Origin of the sequence: Aidingimonas lacisalsi, from assembly GCF_008079445.1 — a bacterium.
Classification (GTDB): Bacteria; Pseudomonadota; Gammaproteobacteria; order Pseudomonadales; family Halomonadaceae; genus Aidingimonas; species Aidingimonas lacisalsi.
In genome coordinates, this window is record NZ_VRYH01000001.1 from 585401 (window position 1) to 602362 (window position 16962).

The 16962-nt window shown below is 57.6% G+C and carries 17 protein-coding genes; 11 read left to right on the top strand and 6 right to left on the bottom strand.

The genetic code is table 11. The features are described 5' to 3' along the window. Positions 1-44: 44 nt before the first annotated feature. From FVV99_RS02650 to FVV99_RS02655, 3 genes are read left to right on the top strand one after another with little or no spacing between them, the layout of a single operon-like run. Entirely contained in the window at positions 45-1934 is a 1890-nt protein-coding gene (locus tag FVV99_RS02650) for a methyl-accepting chemotaxis protein (protein WP_148252467.1), read from the top strand. After that, complete coding sequence (locus tag FVV99_RS18975; protein WP_330859365.1) at positions 1924-2184, top strand: hypothetical protein; 261 nt, start codon at positions 1924-1926, stop codon at positions 2182-2184. Before FVV99_RS02650 ends, FVV99_RS18975 begins: the two co-directional genes overlap by 11 nt. Continuing rightward, on the top strand, positions 2163-4055 hold the full coding sequence (locus FVV99_RS02655; protein ID WP_330859367.1) for a methyl-accepting chemotaxis protein: 1893 nt from the start codon (positions 2163-2165) through the stop codon (positions 4053-4055). The genes FVV99_RS18975 and FVV99_RS02655 overlap by 22 nt, the downstream gene beginning before the upstream one ends. A gap of 27 nt (positions 4056-4082) precedes the next feature. Here the strand turns inward: FVV99_RS02655 and FVV99_RS02660 are convergent, their stop codons facing one another. Continuing rightward, positions 4083-5009: a LysR family transcriptional regulator gene (locus FVV99_RS02660; RefSeq protein ID WP_148252468.1), complete on the bottom strand. Its 927-nt coding sequence runs from the start codon at positions 5007-5009 to the stop codon at positions 4083-4085. 146 nt (positions 5010-5155) lie between these two features. Here FVV99_RS02660 and FVV99_RS02665 point away from each other — a divergent pair, with 146 nt between their 5' ends. The 6 genes from FVV99_RS02665 (at position 5156) to gntR (ending at position 10834) form a co-directional block, all read left to right on the top strand. Beyond that, a complete protein-coding gene (locus FVV99_RS02665) occupies positions 5156-5932 on the top strand; it encodes a ferredoxin--NADP reductase (RefSeq protein ID WP_148252469.1) in 777 nt (258 codons plus the stop codon). Between the two features lie 291 nt (positions 5933-6223). Continuing rightward, positions 6224-7303, top strand: a complete 1080-nt coding sequence (locus FVV99_RS02670; RefSeq protein ID WP_148252470.1) for a TRAP transporter substrate-binding protein — start codon at positions 6224-6226, stop codon at positions 7301-7303. Positions 7304-7383: 80 nt separating this feature from the next. Continuing rightward, positions 7384-7947, top strand: coding sequence for a TRAP transporter small permease (locus FVV99_RS02675; protein WP_148252471.1), 564 nt, complete (start codon positions 7384-7386; stop codon positions 7945-7947). A 4-nt stretch (positions 7948-7951) separates the two neighbouring features. Next, positions 7952-9235, top strand: coding sequence for a TRAP transporter large permease (locus FVV99_RS02680; protein WP_148252472.1), 1284 nt, complete (start codon positions 7952-7954; stop codon positions 9233-9235). A 13-nt stretch (positions 9236-9248) separates the two neighbouring features. Next, a complete protein-coding gene (locus tag FVV99_RS02685) occupies positions 9249-9773 on the top strand; it encodes a gluconokinase (protein ID WP_148252473.1) in 525 nt (174 codons plus the stop codon). A gap of 65 nt (positions 9774-9838) precedes the next feature. Next, positions 9839-10834 carry a gluconate operon transcriptional repressor GntR gene (gene gntR, locus FVV99_RS02690; protein WP_148252474.1) on the top strand — a complete coding sequence of 332 codons (996 nt, stop codon included), beginning with the start codon at positions 9839-9841 and terminating at the stop codon, positions 10832-10834. 64 nt (positions 10835-10898) lie between these two features. Here gntR and glnK read toward each other — a convergent pair whose 3' ends face one another. The 3 genes from glnK to FVV99_RS02705 all read right to left on the bottom strand — a co-directional run bounded on the left by glnK (position 10899) and on the right by FVV99_RS02705 (position 13134). Continuing rightward, positions 10899-11237: a P-II family nitrogen regulator gene (glnK, locus tag FVV99_RS02695; RefSeq protein ID WP_148252475.1), complete on the bottom strand. Its 339-nt coding sequence runs from the start codon at positions 11235-11237 to the stop codon at positions 10899-10901. A 193-nt stretch (positions 11238-11430) separates the two neighbouring features. Next, positions 11431-12684: an ammonium transporter gene (locus tag FVV99_RS02700; protein WP_148252476.1), complete on the bottom strand. Its 1254-nt coding sequence runs from the start codon at positions 12682-12684 to the stop codon at positions 11431-11433. Between the two features lie 111 nt (positions 12685-12795). After that, entirely contained in the window at positions 12796-13134 is a 339-nt protein-coding gene (locus FVV99_RS02705) for a P-II family nitrogen regulator (protein WP_092568910.1), read from the bottom strand. 304 nt (positions 13135-13438) lie between these two features. Between FVV99_RS02705 and FVV99_RS02710 the strand changes: the two genes are divergently transcribed. Both FVV99_RS02710 and FVV99_RS02715 read left to right on the top strand, forming a co-directional pair. After that, positions 13439-13798, top strand: coding sequence for an accessory factor UbiK family protein (locus FVV99_RS02710; RefSeq protein ID WP_148252477.1), 360 nt, complete (start codon positions 13439-13441; stop codon positions 13796-13798). An 85-nt stretch (positions 13799-13883) separates the two neighbouring features. Beyond that, the gene (locus FVV99_RS02715) at positions 13884-15392 is read left to right on the top strand and encodes a YifB family Mg chelatase-like AAA ATPase (protein WP_148252478.1); all 1509 of its coding nucleotides are present in this window, start codon (positions 13884-13886) and stop codon (positions 15390-15392) included. 12 nt (positions 15393-15404) lie between these two features. Here the strand turns inward: FVV99_RS02715 and FVV99_RS02720 are convergent, their stop codons facing one another. After that, a complete protein-coding gene (locus tag FVV99_RS02720; RefSeq protein ID WP_148252479.1) occupies positions 15405-15905 on the bottom strand; it encodes a hypothetical protein in 501 nt (166 codons plus the stop codon). After that, positions 15905-16912 (bottom strand): alpha/beta hydrolase, encoded by a 1008-nt coding sequence (locus FVV99_RS02725; protein ID WP_148252480.1) that lies wholly within the window; start codon positions 16910-16912, stop codon positions 15905-15907. The genes FVV99_RS02720 and FVV99_RS02725 overlap by 1 nt, the downstream gene beginning before the upstream one ends. Positions 16913-16962: the final 50 nt, after the last annotated feature.

Below are 16962 nucleotides of genomic sequence, written 5' to 3' on the forward strand. Positions count from 1 at the left end.
TATCTACGCGGAAAACCCCCTTTCCTGTCAACGAGTGTGGCCCAATGTTGTCTTCTCTGAAGAACCGAATCCTGACTACCTGTGTGGTGATCATCGCGCTGGCATTGGCGATAAGCGGTCTGGCCAGCTATCTCACCGTCAAATCGCATAACGATGAGCAAGTGGCGGGCAATCTGAACGCCATCGCTCAAGGCAATGCTCAGGCGCTAAATCAGTGGTTTACCTCCAATGCCACCATGCTGACATCAGTCGAAGAGGCTGTGCAGGATGACGACCCGATGGCGTCGTTGAAGCAACTAGCTCGGGCTGGCGACTTCATGTTGGCGTATGTCGGCTATCCGGAAGACGGTAGCACCGTGTTTTCGGATGAGTGGGAACCGCCGGAGGATTATGATCCGCGCGAACGCCCCTGGTATCAGCAGGCTGTCGATGCCGGAGAAGCGATTGTCACGAAACCCTACACGGATGCGAATACCGGACAACTCGTGGTGTCGTTCGCCCATCCTGTGTATGACGGTGATGAATTGGCTGCCGTGGTGGGGGCGGATGTCGTCATCGATGACATTGTCGCTGACATAGCCGAAATCGAACCGACGCCTTCGAGCTTTGCATTTCTTGTTGCTGATGACGGTACGCTGGTCGCTCATCCTGATGTGGATCTGAACCTGGAAAGCGCCACGGAACTGTCCGAGTCATTGGACGCGCCGTATCTGGCGGCCATGAGGCAGGCCGAGTCTCCGCGCAAGCTGTCTCTGCAAGGTACGGACAAGCTACTACGCAGTGCGCCAGTTCATGGTACTGACTGGCAGTTGGTGGTGGCGCTGGATGAAAAAGAGGCGACGGCCGGACTCCGAGCCATGCTGGGGACCTCGACTATCACGTTTGTCCTGGTGGCCTTAGGGGCGGCGCTGGTACTGGGCATCGTGCTCAAGATGGCGTTTCGTCGTCTGCAGAATGTACGCGATGCCATGATCGACATTTCCAGTGGCGACGGGGATCTCACCCAGCGTCTGCCTGAAGATGGCAAGGACGAGGTGTCTCAGATCGCTGCCGCTTTCAACCGTTTCGTCGCCAAGATGGAAGAGGTGTTGATGGGTATCCGTGACAGCAGCGAATCGGTCCGTGTGGCGGCGACCGAGATTGCCAGTGGCGGCCAGGATCTGTCACGGCGCACCGACGATGCGGCATCGAGCCTGCAGGAGACCTCGGCGTCCATGGAAGAGATCACCAGCACGGTGGAGAACACCGCAAGCTCGTCGCGTGAAGCCAATGACCTATCGCAGTCGGCTTCGGATGTCGCAGCGCGTGGTGGCGAAGTAGTCTCCCGGGCGGTAGAGACCATGGATGAGGTTACGGCCTCGTCGCGGCAGATCGCCGACATCATCCAGACCATGGACAACATCGCCTTCCAGACCAATCTGCTGGCACTGAATGCCTCGGTGGAGGCGGCGCGTGCCGGTGAGCAGGGGCGCGGCTTCGCCGTGGTCGCCGGTGAGGTGCGTCAGCTGGCCAACCGCAGTGCCGAGGCGGCCAGCGAGATTCGCGGCTTGATCGACACCTCGGTGTCACGTACCGAAGAAGGGGCGAAACTGGTGCGTTCGGCCGGTGAGACGATGAAGGAGATCGTCGAGAGCATCAGTCGGGTGACCGGTGTGCTGGGCGAGATTTCCTCGGCGGCGGGTGAACAGAGCGACGGTATCGGCCAGGTCAACGTGGCGGTGGCGGAGCTGGATCGGATGACCCAGCAGAATGCGGCGCTGGTCGAGGAATCGACCACGGCGGGCGAGCAACTCAAGGCGCAAGCGGATCGTCTGGCTGAGGCAGTGGGTGCCTTTACCTTGTCGGCGTCATCTTCAGGAACACCTCGTCGCACCAACACGCTGCCTTCAACCCAGCAAACCACCCATCAAGAGTCGAGTGAACATGCAATTTAAATCCCTGCGCGGGTTTGTCGTGGTCATGGCGGGTGCTTGCCTGCTATTAGTGGCAACGACCTTGGTGGTGTATGCCGTGTTCGTCACCGATCGTACCCAGCATACGGTGGCGTCACACACCGAGGAGCTCCTTGAAGGAGTCATCGATGAGCGTTTGACAGCATTGGTCTCGAATCAGGCCGGGCGTATTCAGCGTGAGTTGGAACAGGCACTGTTCTGGCTGAACAATTGGCCGATACCAATGCCCTGATGGGGGATAGGGACCGGGATGGCGAGTCTCAGTTCTCGTTGAGTCGTGGCGAGCTCTCCTACTTGGTGCGCAACACCGTGGAACAGAACCCCTCTTTGCTGGATGCCTTCATTGGTTGGGAACCGAACGCGTTCGGTGACGATGAGGCCTTCGAAGGGAGAGAGGCGCAGGGCTATGATGACTCTGGCCGCTTCATGCCCTGGTGGTACCGTGACGAGAACGGCGATATCGACGTGCTGCCATTGGGCGAGACCATGGAGAGTGAAGAGGTCCAACCCGGTGGCATGCGAGAAGGTGAATACTATCTCTGCCCACGGGAAACCAAGGCTCCCTGTGTCATTGACCCGGCTCCATACGACTACGGCGGTGAGACGTTGTTGGTGACTTCCTTCAATGTCCCGGTCATGGTCAATGATGAGTTCAAGGGTGTCGCTGGCGTCGATCTGTCACTCGACTTCATTCAGGAGCGGCTGGCGGCGGCGAACCAGGAGTTGTACGACGGTGCCGGCGAAATGGCCCTGGTCGCCTCGGAGGGCGGCCTTGTTGCCCACACAGGGAATGACAAGGCTCTGGGTGCGTCTGCTGATGAGGTGCTGGATGCATCGTCGTTGAGCCGTCTCCAAGAGGCTCGACAGAGTGATGAGCCGGTCAGTATCAACGAAGCGGGTGTGCTCGAACGTTACCACGCTTTCTCGATAGGCGATACTCAGCAGCGTTGGGTGCTGATGGTAACGCTACCGGAGCAGGCCGCACTGGCGGAGCTGGCCACGTTGCGGACACGACTCGATGAACAGCGCCGCACGGATATTCTCGGCATGATTGGTGTCGGCTTGCTGGTGACGATAGTGGGATTGATCGCCATCTGGGGGGGTGGTTCGCATATCGCCAAGCCTTTGCGCCTACTGGCGGGTCGCATGAGGGGCATCGCCAGTGGCGATGGTGACTTGACGCAGCGCCTGCCTGTCAGAGGACGTGATGAAACGGCCGAGCTGGCGACTCAGTTCAATGCCTTCGCCGACAAGATCAATGACGTGCTGCTGGATGTCCGTGACAGCAGCGGATCGGTACGTGCGGCGGCGACCGAAATCGCCAGTGGCGGCCAGGATCTGTCTCGGCGTACTGATGAGGCGGCTTCCAGCCTGCAGGAGACATCGGCGTCGATGGAAGAGATCACCAGCACGGTCGAAAACACGGCCAGCTCGTCGCGTGAGGCCAATGAGCTGTCGCAGTCAGCATCCCGTGTGGCAGCACGCGGCGGTGAGGTGGTTTCCCAGGCAGTGAAGACAATGGAGGACGTGACGGCGTCGTCGCAGCAGATCGCCGACATCATCAAGACCATGGACAGCATCGCTTTCCAGACCAATTTGTTGGCGCTCAATGCGTCGGTCGAAGCGGCTCGTGCCGGTGAGCAGGGGCGTGGTTTTGCGGTGGTCGCCGGCGAAGTTCGCCAGTTGGCGAGCCGTAGCGCCGAAGCGGCGGGCGAGATACGTCAGCTGATCGATACTTCGGTAGCGCGGACCGAAGAAGGTGCCAGACTGGTGCGCACGGCCGGGGAGACGATGGATGACATTGTCGATAGCGTCAGCCGGGTGACCGAGGTTCTGGGCGAGATCTCGTCGGCAGCCGGTGAGCAGAGCGAGGGTATCGGTCAGGTCAATGTAGCGGTGGCCGAACTGGATCGCATGACGCAACAGAATGCGGCGCTGGTCGAGGAGTCGACGACGGCGGCGGAACAACTCAAGGAGCAGTCGGATCGTCTGGCGACCATCATCAGCGGTTTCACTCTGGCTGATCGACAGGCAAGTAACGAGCGAGGGTCGATGGCATTGCCAGCGTCGCGACAGCACGACACAAGTGTGATCGGAAGCTAGTCGCTCAAGCGAGACAGATTGAGGGAATCAGGGCAAATAGGGCAGATCAATCTGGTCGCTGCGCTCGATTCCCTCGGTCATCTGACGACATAAGCGCAGGAACTCACGCATGCCTGTAGTCAGGTATTTGTGGCGGTGCCAGATGAAGCTGAACTGACGCCGTAGATCGAGCTCTGGTGTGTCGATCGGGACCAGGCTGCCGCGCCGGAAGGCATCACGCAACGCCAGACGCGATACGCACCCTATGCCGATACCGGACTCCACGGCACGCTTGATTCCTTCGGTATGCTCCAGTTCCAGCAAGATGTTGAAGCGGCCTCGGCGATGGCGCATGGCATGTTCCAATGTCAGGCGTGTCCCCGACCCCTGCTCCCGCATGATCCAGTTTTCCCGCAGCAGGCGGTCCATTTCCAGTTTTCCCGCTTTGGCGACGGGATGATCGGGCGAGCAGAAGACCACCAGCTCATCTTCGACCCAAGGTTGCAATACCACATCGTCGTCCTGGCAATCGCCCTCGATCAAACCGACATCCAGCTCATGCTGTATGACACGTTCGATGACCACTCGGGTATTGCGTACCTGGAGTTGCACGCGGCTTTCCGGATAGCGTTGCAGAAAATCGCTGATCAGCAAGGTGGCCAGGTAGTTGCCGATGGTCAGTGTCGCTCCGACATCCAGTGAGCCGATACCTCGCTGACCGCGCAACAACTCCTCGATCTCTTCGCCGCGGTCGAGAAGCGCAACGGCCTTGGGAAGGATCTGAAATCCCAGTGCATTGAGTTTCAGACGCTTGCCGATGCGGTCGAGCAACTGACAGTCGAACTGCCGCTCCAGCTCGGCCAACGCCGTACTGGCAGCCGATTGTGACAAGGCCAGGGCGCGGGCTGCACGGGAGACACTTTCGTACTGGGCGACAGCGACGAAGACCTCGAGTTGGCGAAGTGTATAGCGCATCCATAAACTCCTGAAGAAAGGTATATCTATAGCATAGATAAGTGTTATCCATATAATCCATTTAACAGATATTCTGGCGGCACTTAGAATGACTAACAAGATGAAGCTGCAGATTTTATTCGCTTCTGGAATATGAGGAGTCCCTTGTGAGCAAGTTCGCCTTGGAAGACGTACTGAGTGTCCATCATTGGAATGACACTCTGTTCAGCTTTCGGACAACCCGTGAACGTAGCCTGCGCTTCAAGAATGGGCAGTTCGTCATGATTGGCCTCGAGGTCGAGGGCAAGCCCTTGATGCGCGCTTACTCCATCGCAAGTCCCAACTACGAGGATCACCTCGAGTTCTTCAGCATCAAGGTTCCCGATGGCCCGCTGACATCGCGATTGCAGCACTTGCAGGTCGGTGACCAGATCATGGTGAGTCGCAAGCCCACCGGTACCTTGGTGACCGACGACCTGTTGCCCGGACGTAATCTGTTTCTGCTGTCTACCGGGACGGGGCTGGCACCTTTCATGAGTTTGATTCAGGATCCCGAGGTGTATGAGCGTTTCGAAAAAATCGTGCTGATTCACGGGGTTCGGACCGTCAGCGAACTGGCGTATGCCGACTTCATCCAAGGCGATCTGCCCGCTCACGAGTATCTGGGAGAGGAAATCAGCGAAAAGTTGATCTATTACCCCACCGTGACCCGGGAAGATTTTCATACCCAGGGGCGTCTGACGGATCATATCCGTTCCGGCAAATTGTTCGAGGACACCGGAGTGCCGGCGCTGGATCCCAAGCAGGATCGTGCAATGATCTGTGGCAGTCCGGCCATGCTCGATGAATCCAGTGCCTTGCTCGACGATATTGGCTTCAATATTTCACCACGCATGGGTGAGCCAGGCGACTATGTGATCGAGCGCGCCTTCGTCGAGAAGTAACTGCCTTCCTGACGGTTTCACTTGATGTCATGACGCCCTCGCCGGAACCCAGCGGCGAGGGCGTTTTTTGAGGCATCGGTCGCTACCGAAACATGCATTAGACATTGGTCTACTAGACTATAGTCTAGGTGTTGTCAATATGATTTTCATTGACGCCAGACTCTGCCAAACCTAACCTTTCCATGGCTGTTACCGGTAACATTGGTAGCACTCCAAAAGAGATCCAGCAACGTATAAGCAACCCAAACAGTTGCCATCGACAATGAACAACGATCACGGGAGATAATCGCCATGTCAGCAATCTGGCGGACTTCACTCACACTCGCTGGTGCCGCTACGCTTACCGTAGGTATGGCTCAGGCGCAGGAACCCGACCTTTCCGATCCCCCCGAGATCGACGGTGAAGTCATCACCGAAGACTTGGGCAGCCATACACTGCGGCTCGGTATCGGCTTGGCCGAGAGCTCACCACAGTACCTTTCCAGCCAATACTTTGCCGATATCCTGGATGAGCGGACCGAAGGACGCATTTCCGTCGAAGTCTTCCCCAACAGTCAGTTGGGTGACGATGTCCAAATGATGGAAATGCTGCAGACCGGCTCGCTGGATATGTCGTATCCATCCACATCGCCCGCCACGACATACGTGCCGGAACTGGCGGTATTCGACCTGCCATTCCTGTTGCCTACGCGTGAAGCGGCAACCGAGGTCATGAAGAGCGATGTTGCACAAGAGATGCTGGATTCCTTTGAAGGAACAGGCATCAAGGCGTTGGCCTTCTCGGAAAATGGTTATCGTCAATTGACGAATAGCGTGCGTCCGGTGGATTCGCCGGAGGATGTCGCTGGTATCGATGTCGGTGGTTTGACCATCCGCACGATGGAGAACGACGTACAGCTGTCGATCTGGGAAGCGTTGGGCGCTAACCCGACACCGATGGCCTTCGGCGAGGTTTTCTCGGCGATGGAACAGGGGGTCATCGATGGTCAGGAAAACCCCTGGAGTACCATCCTGACGTCCAACTTTCATGAAGTGCAGGACTATGGCTCTGAGACTCGCCACGTCTATACACCGTTCATCCTGATGATGTCCGAGCGGACCTGGGACAATCTCGATCCGCAGTATCAGGACCTGGTACAGGAAGCGGCGCGCAAGTCCGCAGACTACGAGATCCAGTTGGCTGCCGAGTATGACGACTGGTCACGCGAACAGCTCGAAGAGCGTGGCATGGAAATCACGCGTCTGGACGACGAGCAAGTCGCTGAATTTCAGGAAGCCGTAGAAGGTGTCTACGACGAATGGGCGCCGGAAATTGGCGAGGACGTGGTTGAAGACGTTCAAAGTATCGTGGAAGACGTACAGAGCGAGTAAGCGCTCGAGTCAAGCCACGTTGTAACCACCTTGTCCGGGCAAGGGGACTGCTCCCTTGCCCGTGATTGAATGGAGCGTCTATGGACTCACGCGATAAGCCGATCGCTGATGCGGCATCGATCGACGACCCCAATCGTCGCCCTCTGGAACTGGATATCGAGGCCAAGAAAGGTCCGGCGCCATTCCGTTATCTGACAGTGATCATGGAGCACGTGATCGCTGTCCTGTTGGTCGCACTGATCGTGTCCGTTTCCAGTAATGTCATCGCGCGGTCGCTGCTGAACAATTCATTGCCGTGGGCCGATGAGTTGGCTCGAATGCTCTTCATTTGGTTGATTTTCCTAGGTGCCGCCGCCGCATTCGCTCGTTACGAACACGTGGCTGTCGATTACGTCGTGCAAAAGCTCCCGACTCGCTTTGCGTACGCCATGTACTTCATTCAACACCTGATCATCACCGTTTTGATGGGCATCGTTCTGTATGGAGGTAGCCTGATTCTGGGGCGCTCTACCGGGCGGACGGCTATTCTCGGTGTGCCTTGGAACTTGATCAATATCTCGATGCTCGTGTGTGCCCTGTTCATCGCCGCTTTGGCAATCTGGCGTGCTTGGCAGAGCCTGACCTTGATGCGCAGGAGGACCTAGCGACATGTTGTGGATTTTTCTTGGTATTCTTCTGGCGTCCATCATCCTGGGTTTGCCAATCGCATTCGGTCTTGGTGTGGCCGCGGTGGTCATGGCAGTCCTTTCGGACATTCCGCTATCCATTCTAGTCGAGCAATCGATTCGCGGGGTCAATAGTTTCCCGTTGTTGGCGATTCCCTTCTTTATCCTGGTCGGCGAGGTCATGAGTGCAGGCGGTATCGCACGTCGCTTGATGGACCTTGCCGGTGCCTTGGTGGGCTTTATTCGCGGTGGCCTGGGTCAAGTGGCGATCACGGGCTCGATGTTCTTCGGTGGTATCAGCGGCTCAGCGGTTGCCGATACAGCCGCGACGGGGTCCATGATGATCCCGTCGATGAAACAGCAGGGCTACTCGGCGCCACATGCGACGGCGATAAATACGGTATCCTCCGTGATCGGCATTATCATTCCGCCGTCGATCCCGTTGATTCTTTACGGCATCGTGACCGAAACGTCGATCAGTCGCCTGTTTATTGCAGGTATCGTCCCCGGCCTGATGATCGGTTTCGCGTTGATGGTAACGACCTTCATCATGTCCAGCCTTGAACATAGCGGCAAGACCCGTCGCTTCCGCTGGGATCTGCTATGGCAGACATTCCGTTCCGCGTCATTGGCACTGATACTGCCGATCATCGTCATTGGCGGCATTATCACCGGTATGTTTACTGCAACGGAAGCGGCCGTTGCTGCGCTGTTATACTCCTTGTTCATCTCCGTGGTGATCTATCGCGAGATTCATCCGCGTGAGTTGTGGGGCATGTGCATTCGCACGGCTCGTCTCACCGGTATGGTGCTGCTGTTATTGGCATTCGCCACGGTGATCGCTTGGTTCCTGACGATCAACATGGTACCTCAGACACTGGTGACTCAGGTGCAGGCCCTGACTCAGGATCCGTTCACCTTGTTGTTGATCGTCTCGGCATTGTTACTGGTGGTTGGGCTGGTGATGGACCTGACACCGGCGATGGTGATCATGGCACCGATGCTGACGCCGATCGTTGAAGCCGTTGGTATTGACCCGGTGTATTTCGGGGTGCTGATGGCCTTCATTCTGGGTGTTGGTTTGCTGACGCCACCGGTTGGCACCTGCTTATATGTAGGTTGTGGCGTCGGTCGCGTCACGATGGAAGCCTTGGTGCGAGCCATGTTGCCCTATTATGTTGCATTGCTGGTGGTATTGTTCTTGCTCATCATGTTTCCGGGCGTCGTGACCTGGTTGCCCAACCTGACACAGGTCAGTGGCAGCTGACATGGGAGGGCATTTGCACACGGTCACGCATCGTATTCTGGTCATGGGGGTTTCCGGCTGTGGCAAGACCCATATCGGGCAACACCTTGCCGCTCAGTTGGAGGCTGACTTCATCGACGGTGACGATTACCACTCGCCATCGAGCATTGCCAAGATGGCGAACGGCCAGCCACTCAATGATGATGATCGTCATGAGTGGTTGCAGACATTGGCCGGCCTTTTCGAGAGCTATCGCCAGCGTGATGCGTCGGTGGTAATCGGATGTTCGGCGCTGAAACGGCGCTATCGGGAAACGTTGCGATGTGGTGACCCCGGCCTGGCCATTCTTTATCTGAAGGGCAGCCGCGAATTATTGCTGGATCGTCTGGCGCAGCGTTCCGATCACTTCTTCAAAGGGAGTGGCATGCTGGATAGCCAGCTCAATGACCTGGAACCGCCGGATGAGGTCAAGGCGCTTGGCCTGGATATCGCCTTGCCACCTCAACGGATCGTCTCCGACTTCCTCCAGTGGCTGACTATTCAACGGCCGATAGACTAGCGTGACCCGGCGAAACGCCCTGATACTATGATTTTCCGCTCATATTGCACCGTGATTTCATCGTCGTGAAAAAGAAACGTCCGACATTACAGGATATTGCCGATCGGGTTGGCGCGACGAAAATGACGGTCAGCCGTTGTCTGCGTGACCCGACAACGGTATCGGAAGGACTGCGAGAACGGATATTCGCAGCGGCAGAACAAGTCGGCTATATCCCCAATCGTGCGCCCGATCTCCTATCCAAGGCAACGAGCCGCTCGATAGGGGTGTTGGTTCCTTCACTCACGAATCAAGTGTTTGCGGATGTCATTGTCGGTATCGAAATGGTGACCGAGCCTGGCGGCTACCATCTCATGCTGTCCCATTATGGATATAGTGAACAGTTGGAGGAACGCAGTCTGGCGTCACTGCTCTCCTATAACGTCGACGGAGTCATCCTTTCCGACAGCCGGCATACGCAGAGAACTCGTCGTATGCTCGAAACGGCAGGTATACCTGCCATCGAGATCATGGACACATGCCTTCCTCCCCTATATCAGGCCGTCGGATTCGACAATGTGCAGGCCTCTCACGATATGGTCTCTGAAATGATCCGGCGAGGACGTCGGCATATCCTGTATCTGGCAGTTCGGCTGGATGAGCGAACCCGACAGCGTGAAAAAGGCTATCGGTCAGCCATGGAGGCACATGGCCTTACCCCCATCACGCTACAGAGTACGCGCCGCTCATCCTATAGTGTCGGAGCGGAACTGATGGCTCAGATATTGACGGACTATCCTGATGCCGATGGGATCTTTTGTACCAATGACGACGTGGCCGTCGGGGCCTATTTCGAATGCTTGCGTCGTCATGTACCGGTACCTCGGCAGATGGCGATTGCCGGGTTCCACGGTCATGATGTCGGGCAGGTGATGGCACCACGACTGGCGAGCGTCGTGACGCCACGAGAAGCGGTCGGCTCTCGGGCCGCGAATGAGTTACTGTCGCGGATTCGAGGTGAGCCCGTCAAGGAGACGACGATCGACTTGGCCTATCGCATCGAAGTGGGGGGGACGCTTTAACCACGTCCCCGATGATGGACAGGGCTACGTAAAAGGAATGGTCTGAGAGGGCAGGCCGTCTGCGCTAGACGGCGTCCTTGTCGGTTTCGCCGGTGCGAATCCGGATAACCTGCTCCAGCGGTGAGATGAATATTTTTCCGTCGCCGATCTTGCCGGTGTTGGCAACTTGGGTGATGGCATCGATGACCTGGTTGGTCATGTCGTCATCCACGGCCACTTCCAGCTTTACCTTGGGTAGGAAGTCGACCACGTACTCGGCACCACGGTACAGCTCGGTGTGTCCCTTCTGACGCCCGAAGCCCTTCACTTCTGTCACGGTGATCCCCTGAACGCCGATCTCGGAAAGCGATTCCCGGACATCGTCGAGCTTGAACGGCTTGATGATGGCAGTCACCAGTTTCATGGTTGTCTCCTCGTGGTCGATGAGCGGGGCGGGTTCGCCACCGCATGCTGTCTAGTGTCACGCCCGACATTATGTAACATCCAGCATGATGATGGGATAGCGGTTTACCAGCATACACCGGTTGGGAGAGGGAATAAAAAAGGCCCCCAAACGGGGGCCAGGGGAGCACGCCAGCTCACTCGGTATATCGCCGTTATTTCTTGGTGGCGATGTTGAATTCGGGATAGGCTTCCAAGCCGCATTCGGCCAGATCGACCCCTTCGTACTCTTCTTCTTCGGTAACTCGGACACCCATGATGGCCTTGATGATCAACCAGACGACCAGGCTGGCCAGGAAAACCCAGGCGAAGATACCGATGATACCGATGATTTGTGCACCGAAGGAGGCGCCACCATTCGACATGGGGACGACCAGCACTCCCCATATGCCGACGACACCGTGAACCGAAATGGCACCGACCGGGTCATCGAGCTTCAGCTTATCCAACGCCACGATCGAGGCGACGACGATCAGACCGCCTATGACACCGATGATGGCTGAGCCCAGTGCGGAAGGTGCCAGCGGCTCGGCGGTGATGGCCACGAGGCCGGCAAGGGCACCGTTCAAAGCCATGGTCAGGTCGGCTTTGCGGAACCACAATTTCGCGAGGATCAGGGCGGCGATCACGCCTCCAGCGGCAGCGGCATTGGTGTTCACGAACACTTGTGCCACGTTGTTGGCCGATGCGCCGTCAGAGAGTTTGAGCTCCGAACCGCCGTTGAAACCGAACCAGCCCATCCACAGGATGAAGGTGCCCAGCGTAGCCAATGGCATGTTGGAACCAGGAATGGCATAGATGCTGCCATCCTTGCCGTATTTCCCCTTGCGAGGACCAAGTACCAGCACACCGGCGAGTGCGGCGGCTGCACCAGCCATGTGGACGATACCGGAACCGGCATAATCTGAATAGCCGATCTCGGCCAACCAGCCTCCGCCCCAGGTCCAGTAACCCGAAGTGGGGTAGATGATGCCGGTCATGACGACGGCGAAAGCGAGGAATGCCCACAGCTTCATGCGTTCTGCCACGGCACCGGATACGATCGACATGGCGGTAGCCACGAAGACGACCTGGAAGAAGAAGTCGGAGCGCAGTGAATAATACGGAGCATCATCATTGCCACTCGTGATCGCATCGACAGTATTTTCGGCACCGATCAGGAAGCCCAGGTTGGGAATGAAGCCCCCACCACTGCTGGAATACATCAGGTAGTAACCGAGCAGCAGATACATGGTGCAGGCAATGGCGAACAAGGCAATGTTCTTGGTCAGTATCTCGGCGGTGTTCTTGGCGCGGACCATGCCTGCTTCGAGCATGGCGAAACCGGCAGCCATCCACATGACGAGAACGCCACAAAGTAAGAAGTAGAATGTATCGAGCGCGTATGTCAGCTCTGTCAGTTCGGACATTGAATTTTCTCCTGAGCCAGCGTCAATTCTCGGTATCCGCTTTGGCGATGGTTTTGCAATCAGTCGTTGCAAACAGTTCCTGCGTCACTTGGGCACGGCAGAATCGCGCGCTCATACGGCGTCAGCACCGCGCTCTCCCGTCCGAATGCGGATGACGTCTTCCAGTGGCGTGACAAACAGCTTGCCGTCGCCGATCTTGCCGCTGTTGGCGGCGGTGCGAATGGCATCCAGCACGGTTTCCACACGATCGTCGTCGACAGCAACTTCGACTTTGACCTTGGGCAGGAAATCGACGACATATTCGGCGCCGCGATATAGCTCGGTATGGCCCTTCTGTCGGCCGAAGCCCTTGACCTCGGTGACGGTGATACCTTGAACGCCGTTGTCGGCGAGAGCTTCGCGGACATCGTCGAGCTTGAATGGCTTGATGATGGCGGTGATGAGTTTCATCCCGGACCCTCTCTGCAATTGAATGAATCATGGCGTGCGTAAACGGCTTGCGCCTATGAAGCGCATTGCGCAAAGCATGCCAGAAGCAATTTTTCCCTTTTTTATCAGTAGATTATGACTGTAAGTTGGGTGCAATGCATCATGATGGATGGGTTGTCCGTTGGTATATGCACCAATAGTGTGCTTCTCTTGAGTGCTAATGAATCATTTTGGGGCGGGTGAAGAGGTATGCGCTCGATGAGGATATTGCGTATTCTGTGCGACAGGACGAAACGTCAATGAGATAACTCGAGTGGAGACCATCATGGCCAATAGCGATCCTATCAGCCGTCTGGCGCAACAGATCGGTGAACGGTTGCAGGGGGCCTCTCATGCTCCCGAGGAGATACAGCGCAGTGTGCAGAGTGTATTGCGCGGTGCCGTCGACCGTCTTGAACTGGTATCGCGCGAGGATTTCGATATCCTGATGGATGTCCTGCAGCGTACAAGAACGCGTGTCGAAACGCTGGAGAGGCAAGTCGCGGCACTGGAAGCTCGAATGGGTGGCGAAGCGCTTCCTGAAGCAGACCCCATCCCCGACCAGGAAGCGGCATCCGACAAGCCGCCCGCAGAGGATGCAGGTGCCGGTGAAGTCTCGGAGAGCGGTGACGACAAGTCGCCTTGATTTTGCCGGGTGAGCACTGTGGTTGACGCTATCGTCACCAAGCCACCGTACAACACAACATAGCCACGCAAGCGAGGGAACGCAGATGACGCTGGCAATCGTCAATACTCGGGCCGGCCTGGGGTTGGATGCCCCCGAGGTGCTGGTCGAGGTTCATCTGGCCAACGGTCTGCCGGGCCTGACACTGGTCGGATTGCCTGAAACCGCCGTCAAGGAGAGTCGCGAACGGGTACGCAGTGCCTTGGTCAATGCCGGCTTCGACTTTCCCAATACTCGCCGTATCACTCTCAATCTGGCACCTGCTGACTTGCCCAAAGAGGGGGGACGGTTCGACCTGCCGATTGCACTGGGTATCCTGGTGGCTTCCGGTCAGGTGCCGGCTGAGACAATAGAGCGGCTGGAATGTATCGGCGAGTTGGCCCTGGATGGCAAGTTGCGTCCCGTTCCTGGAGTGCTGCCTGTTGCCTTGGCTGCCAAACATGCACAGCGGCGGTTGATCGTGCCCAGGGCGAACGCCGATGAAGCTGCGCTGGCGGGGGAACTCGAGGTGCTGCCGGCGGACCATCTACTGGAAGTCGTGGCGCATCTATTGGGCCAGGAGCGCATTGCACCGCATCGGCGAGCGGATCTGGCCGTCGTTCCGGATAACGATAATGACCTGCAGGAGGTGCGTGGTCAGCACCAGGCGCGCCGCGCCCTGGAGGTAGCTGCCGCTGGTGGCCATAATCTGCTGTTTGCGGGCCCACCGGGAACGGGCAAGACCATGCTGGCGAGCCGGCTTCCGAGTATTTTGCCGCCCTTGATAGAAGACGAAGCCTTGGAAGTGGCGGCCATTCGTTCGGTGTGCGGTCTTCCCATCGATGAGCATTGGGGTCAACGCCCGTTTCGCACGCCACATCACACGGCAAGCGCTGTGGCGCTGGTCGGCGGTGGCTCAAAACCTCGTCCCGGGGAAATCTCATTGGCGCACCAGGGTGTGCTTTTCCTGGATGAGCTGCCCGAGTTCAGCCGCAGCGTACTCGAAGTGATGCGAGAACCCATGGAATCAGGGTGCATTTCGATTTCCCGAGCCAGTCATCAGCGTCGTTATCCTGCACGCTTCCAGCTAGTGGCGGCGATGAATCCGTGCCCTTGCGGTCATCTTGGTGATCCACGGCATCGTTGCCAGTGTACGGCGGCACAGATCCAGCGTTATCAAGCGCGATTATCGGGGCCGTTGCTGGATCGTATCGACCTGCAAGTGGAAGTGCCCGCACTACCGACGGACCAACTGACGGCACAGCAAACCGGGGAAAGCTCCGATGTGGTGCGTCAGCGCGTGGTCGAAGCTCGCCAACGCCAGGCCCGGCGTAGCACCTTGAATGCCTACCTCCCGGGTCGAGAGCTTGAGGAGGCTTGTCGCCTGGGCGCCGATGAACGGACCTGGCTGGCCGAGGTGCTCGATCGCCTGAACCTGTCGGCCCGAGCCTACCATCGCGTGCTCCGCGTTGCTCTCACGTTGGCCGATCTGGCGGATGAAGAACGACCCACCAAACCCCATCTGATGGAAGCAATCGGGTTTCGACAACTGGACCGTCTGCTCAAGTCGGGGTGATGCAAGCCCTGGTCATAATGCCGTGGCATCGAAGGCCCCACTGAAGTCCCGTGACCAACGCGGCTCGTTGTCACCGGGACGTCGAAGTTCGAGCGTCAGTCGATATGGCAATAGCTCGCGGTCGGAAAGCCGTAATATCGGGCCATCGGCCACTAACCGACTTTCCATCAGCCACTGATTGTCAGGCAGGTCGGCATCCGCCATGCGGGGCTGCCAGTTGAGTACCTGAGGTCCATCGGAGACGGCGAGAAGTGCGCGCGTCAGTGTCTCACTGAAGCGTTCGGTATCCACGTTCAGGGTACCGTCGATCTCGGGCGCTGCCAGGAGCAACACCACATCCTCCGTGGGACGCGTCCAGACCGAGGTGGCTAGTACTTCTTCAGCCGCACGTTCACTCAGGCCGAAGAGAGCCTGTCGTAGGTCGGAAGGCTGATCAGACGTTGTGGCACAAGCACTCATCAATCCACCGGTCAGTAGCCAGACAAGCGTCCAGTGTCGATGACGACGAGACATCAGTTCATGATCCTGATGGCATGAGGATTGGGGGAGGTAGCTGTCTCGAGTTCGGCCAGATAGCACTCAAGCTCGGCAAATAGCTCGCGACGAATGGTATCGGCCTCGTTGACCAAATGATGCCGCGCTTCCGGGTGGCAGTGGAAACGGGCATTGGGGAACTTGCGTTGCAGCACGTCGAGATTCCATCGCCAGTCGACGGTGTTGTCTTGTTTCCCTTGCAGGACCAGAACCGGTAAAGGATGAGCGGGCAGTGCCAGCAGGCGTGGCATCCAACGACGCATGGCGCTAATCCAGGCGACATCCAAGTGACTAGGCTGGAGCGGATCACTCGTACGCAGAAATTCGGCAAAATCGGCATCGGTGGAGTTGGCGCGAAACTTGCGCGGCAGAGTCCGTATGAATGGGCTAGCCACCCAGTGCAACCAACTCGACTGCGACCACCCCCAAGGGCGCACCAGCGGTGCCAGCAAAGCCAGTCCGGACCAACGGCTCGCATCGCCCTGGCTCAAGGTATCGGTCGCGAGGATGGCGGCTCCGGTGCTCTGGCCGATACCCACCCAAGGGTGCGGAGCTAGCCCCTGCATTTCGAGATGGGACTGCAATGCAGCCAGACAGTCGCCGTAAACGGCGAAATCCTTGATGGAGGCACGTGGTCCATTGGACAGTCCATGGCCGGGCAGATCCCATAGTACGACCTGCCAGCCCCGTGACAGCAGCAATTCCAGCAAATGGCGGTACAACCCCAGATGATCGAAGTAGCCATGTACCACGAACGCCGTGCCACATGGCGAGGCCGGTTGCCAGACTTGGGTCCAGAGGCGAAAACTCCCGGCATCCACGAAACCGACATGCAGTCCGATTTCCTCTGAAAGCAGTGGTGCCAACCGATAGTGCTCAAGGTAACGGTCGAGCGACTGACCGAGGTGGCCAGCGCCGACTTCGGTCTGTTCGAAGGTGGCTGGTGTAATGGCACCGAGCGCTTTCAAAGCGGCGAAATCGGTCATTCATGTCTCCTTATGCTTCCATGCTAGCTCTCGGTAACTTGTCAGACCAG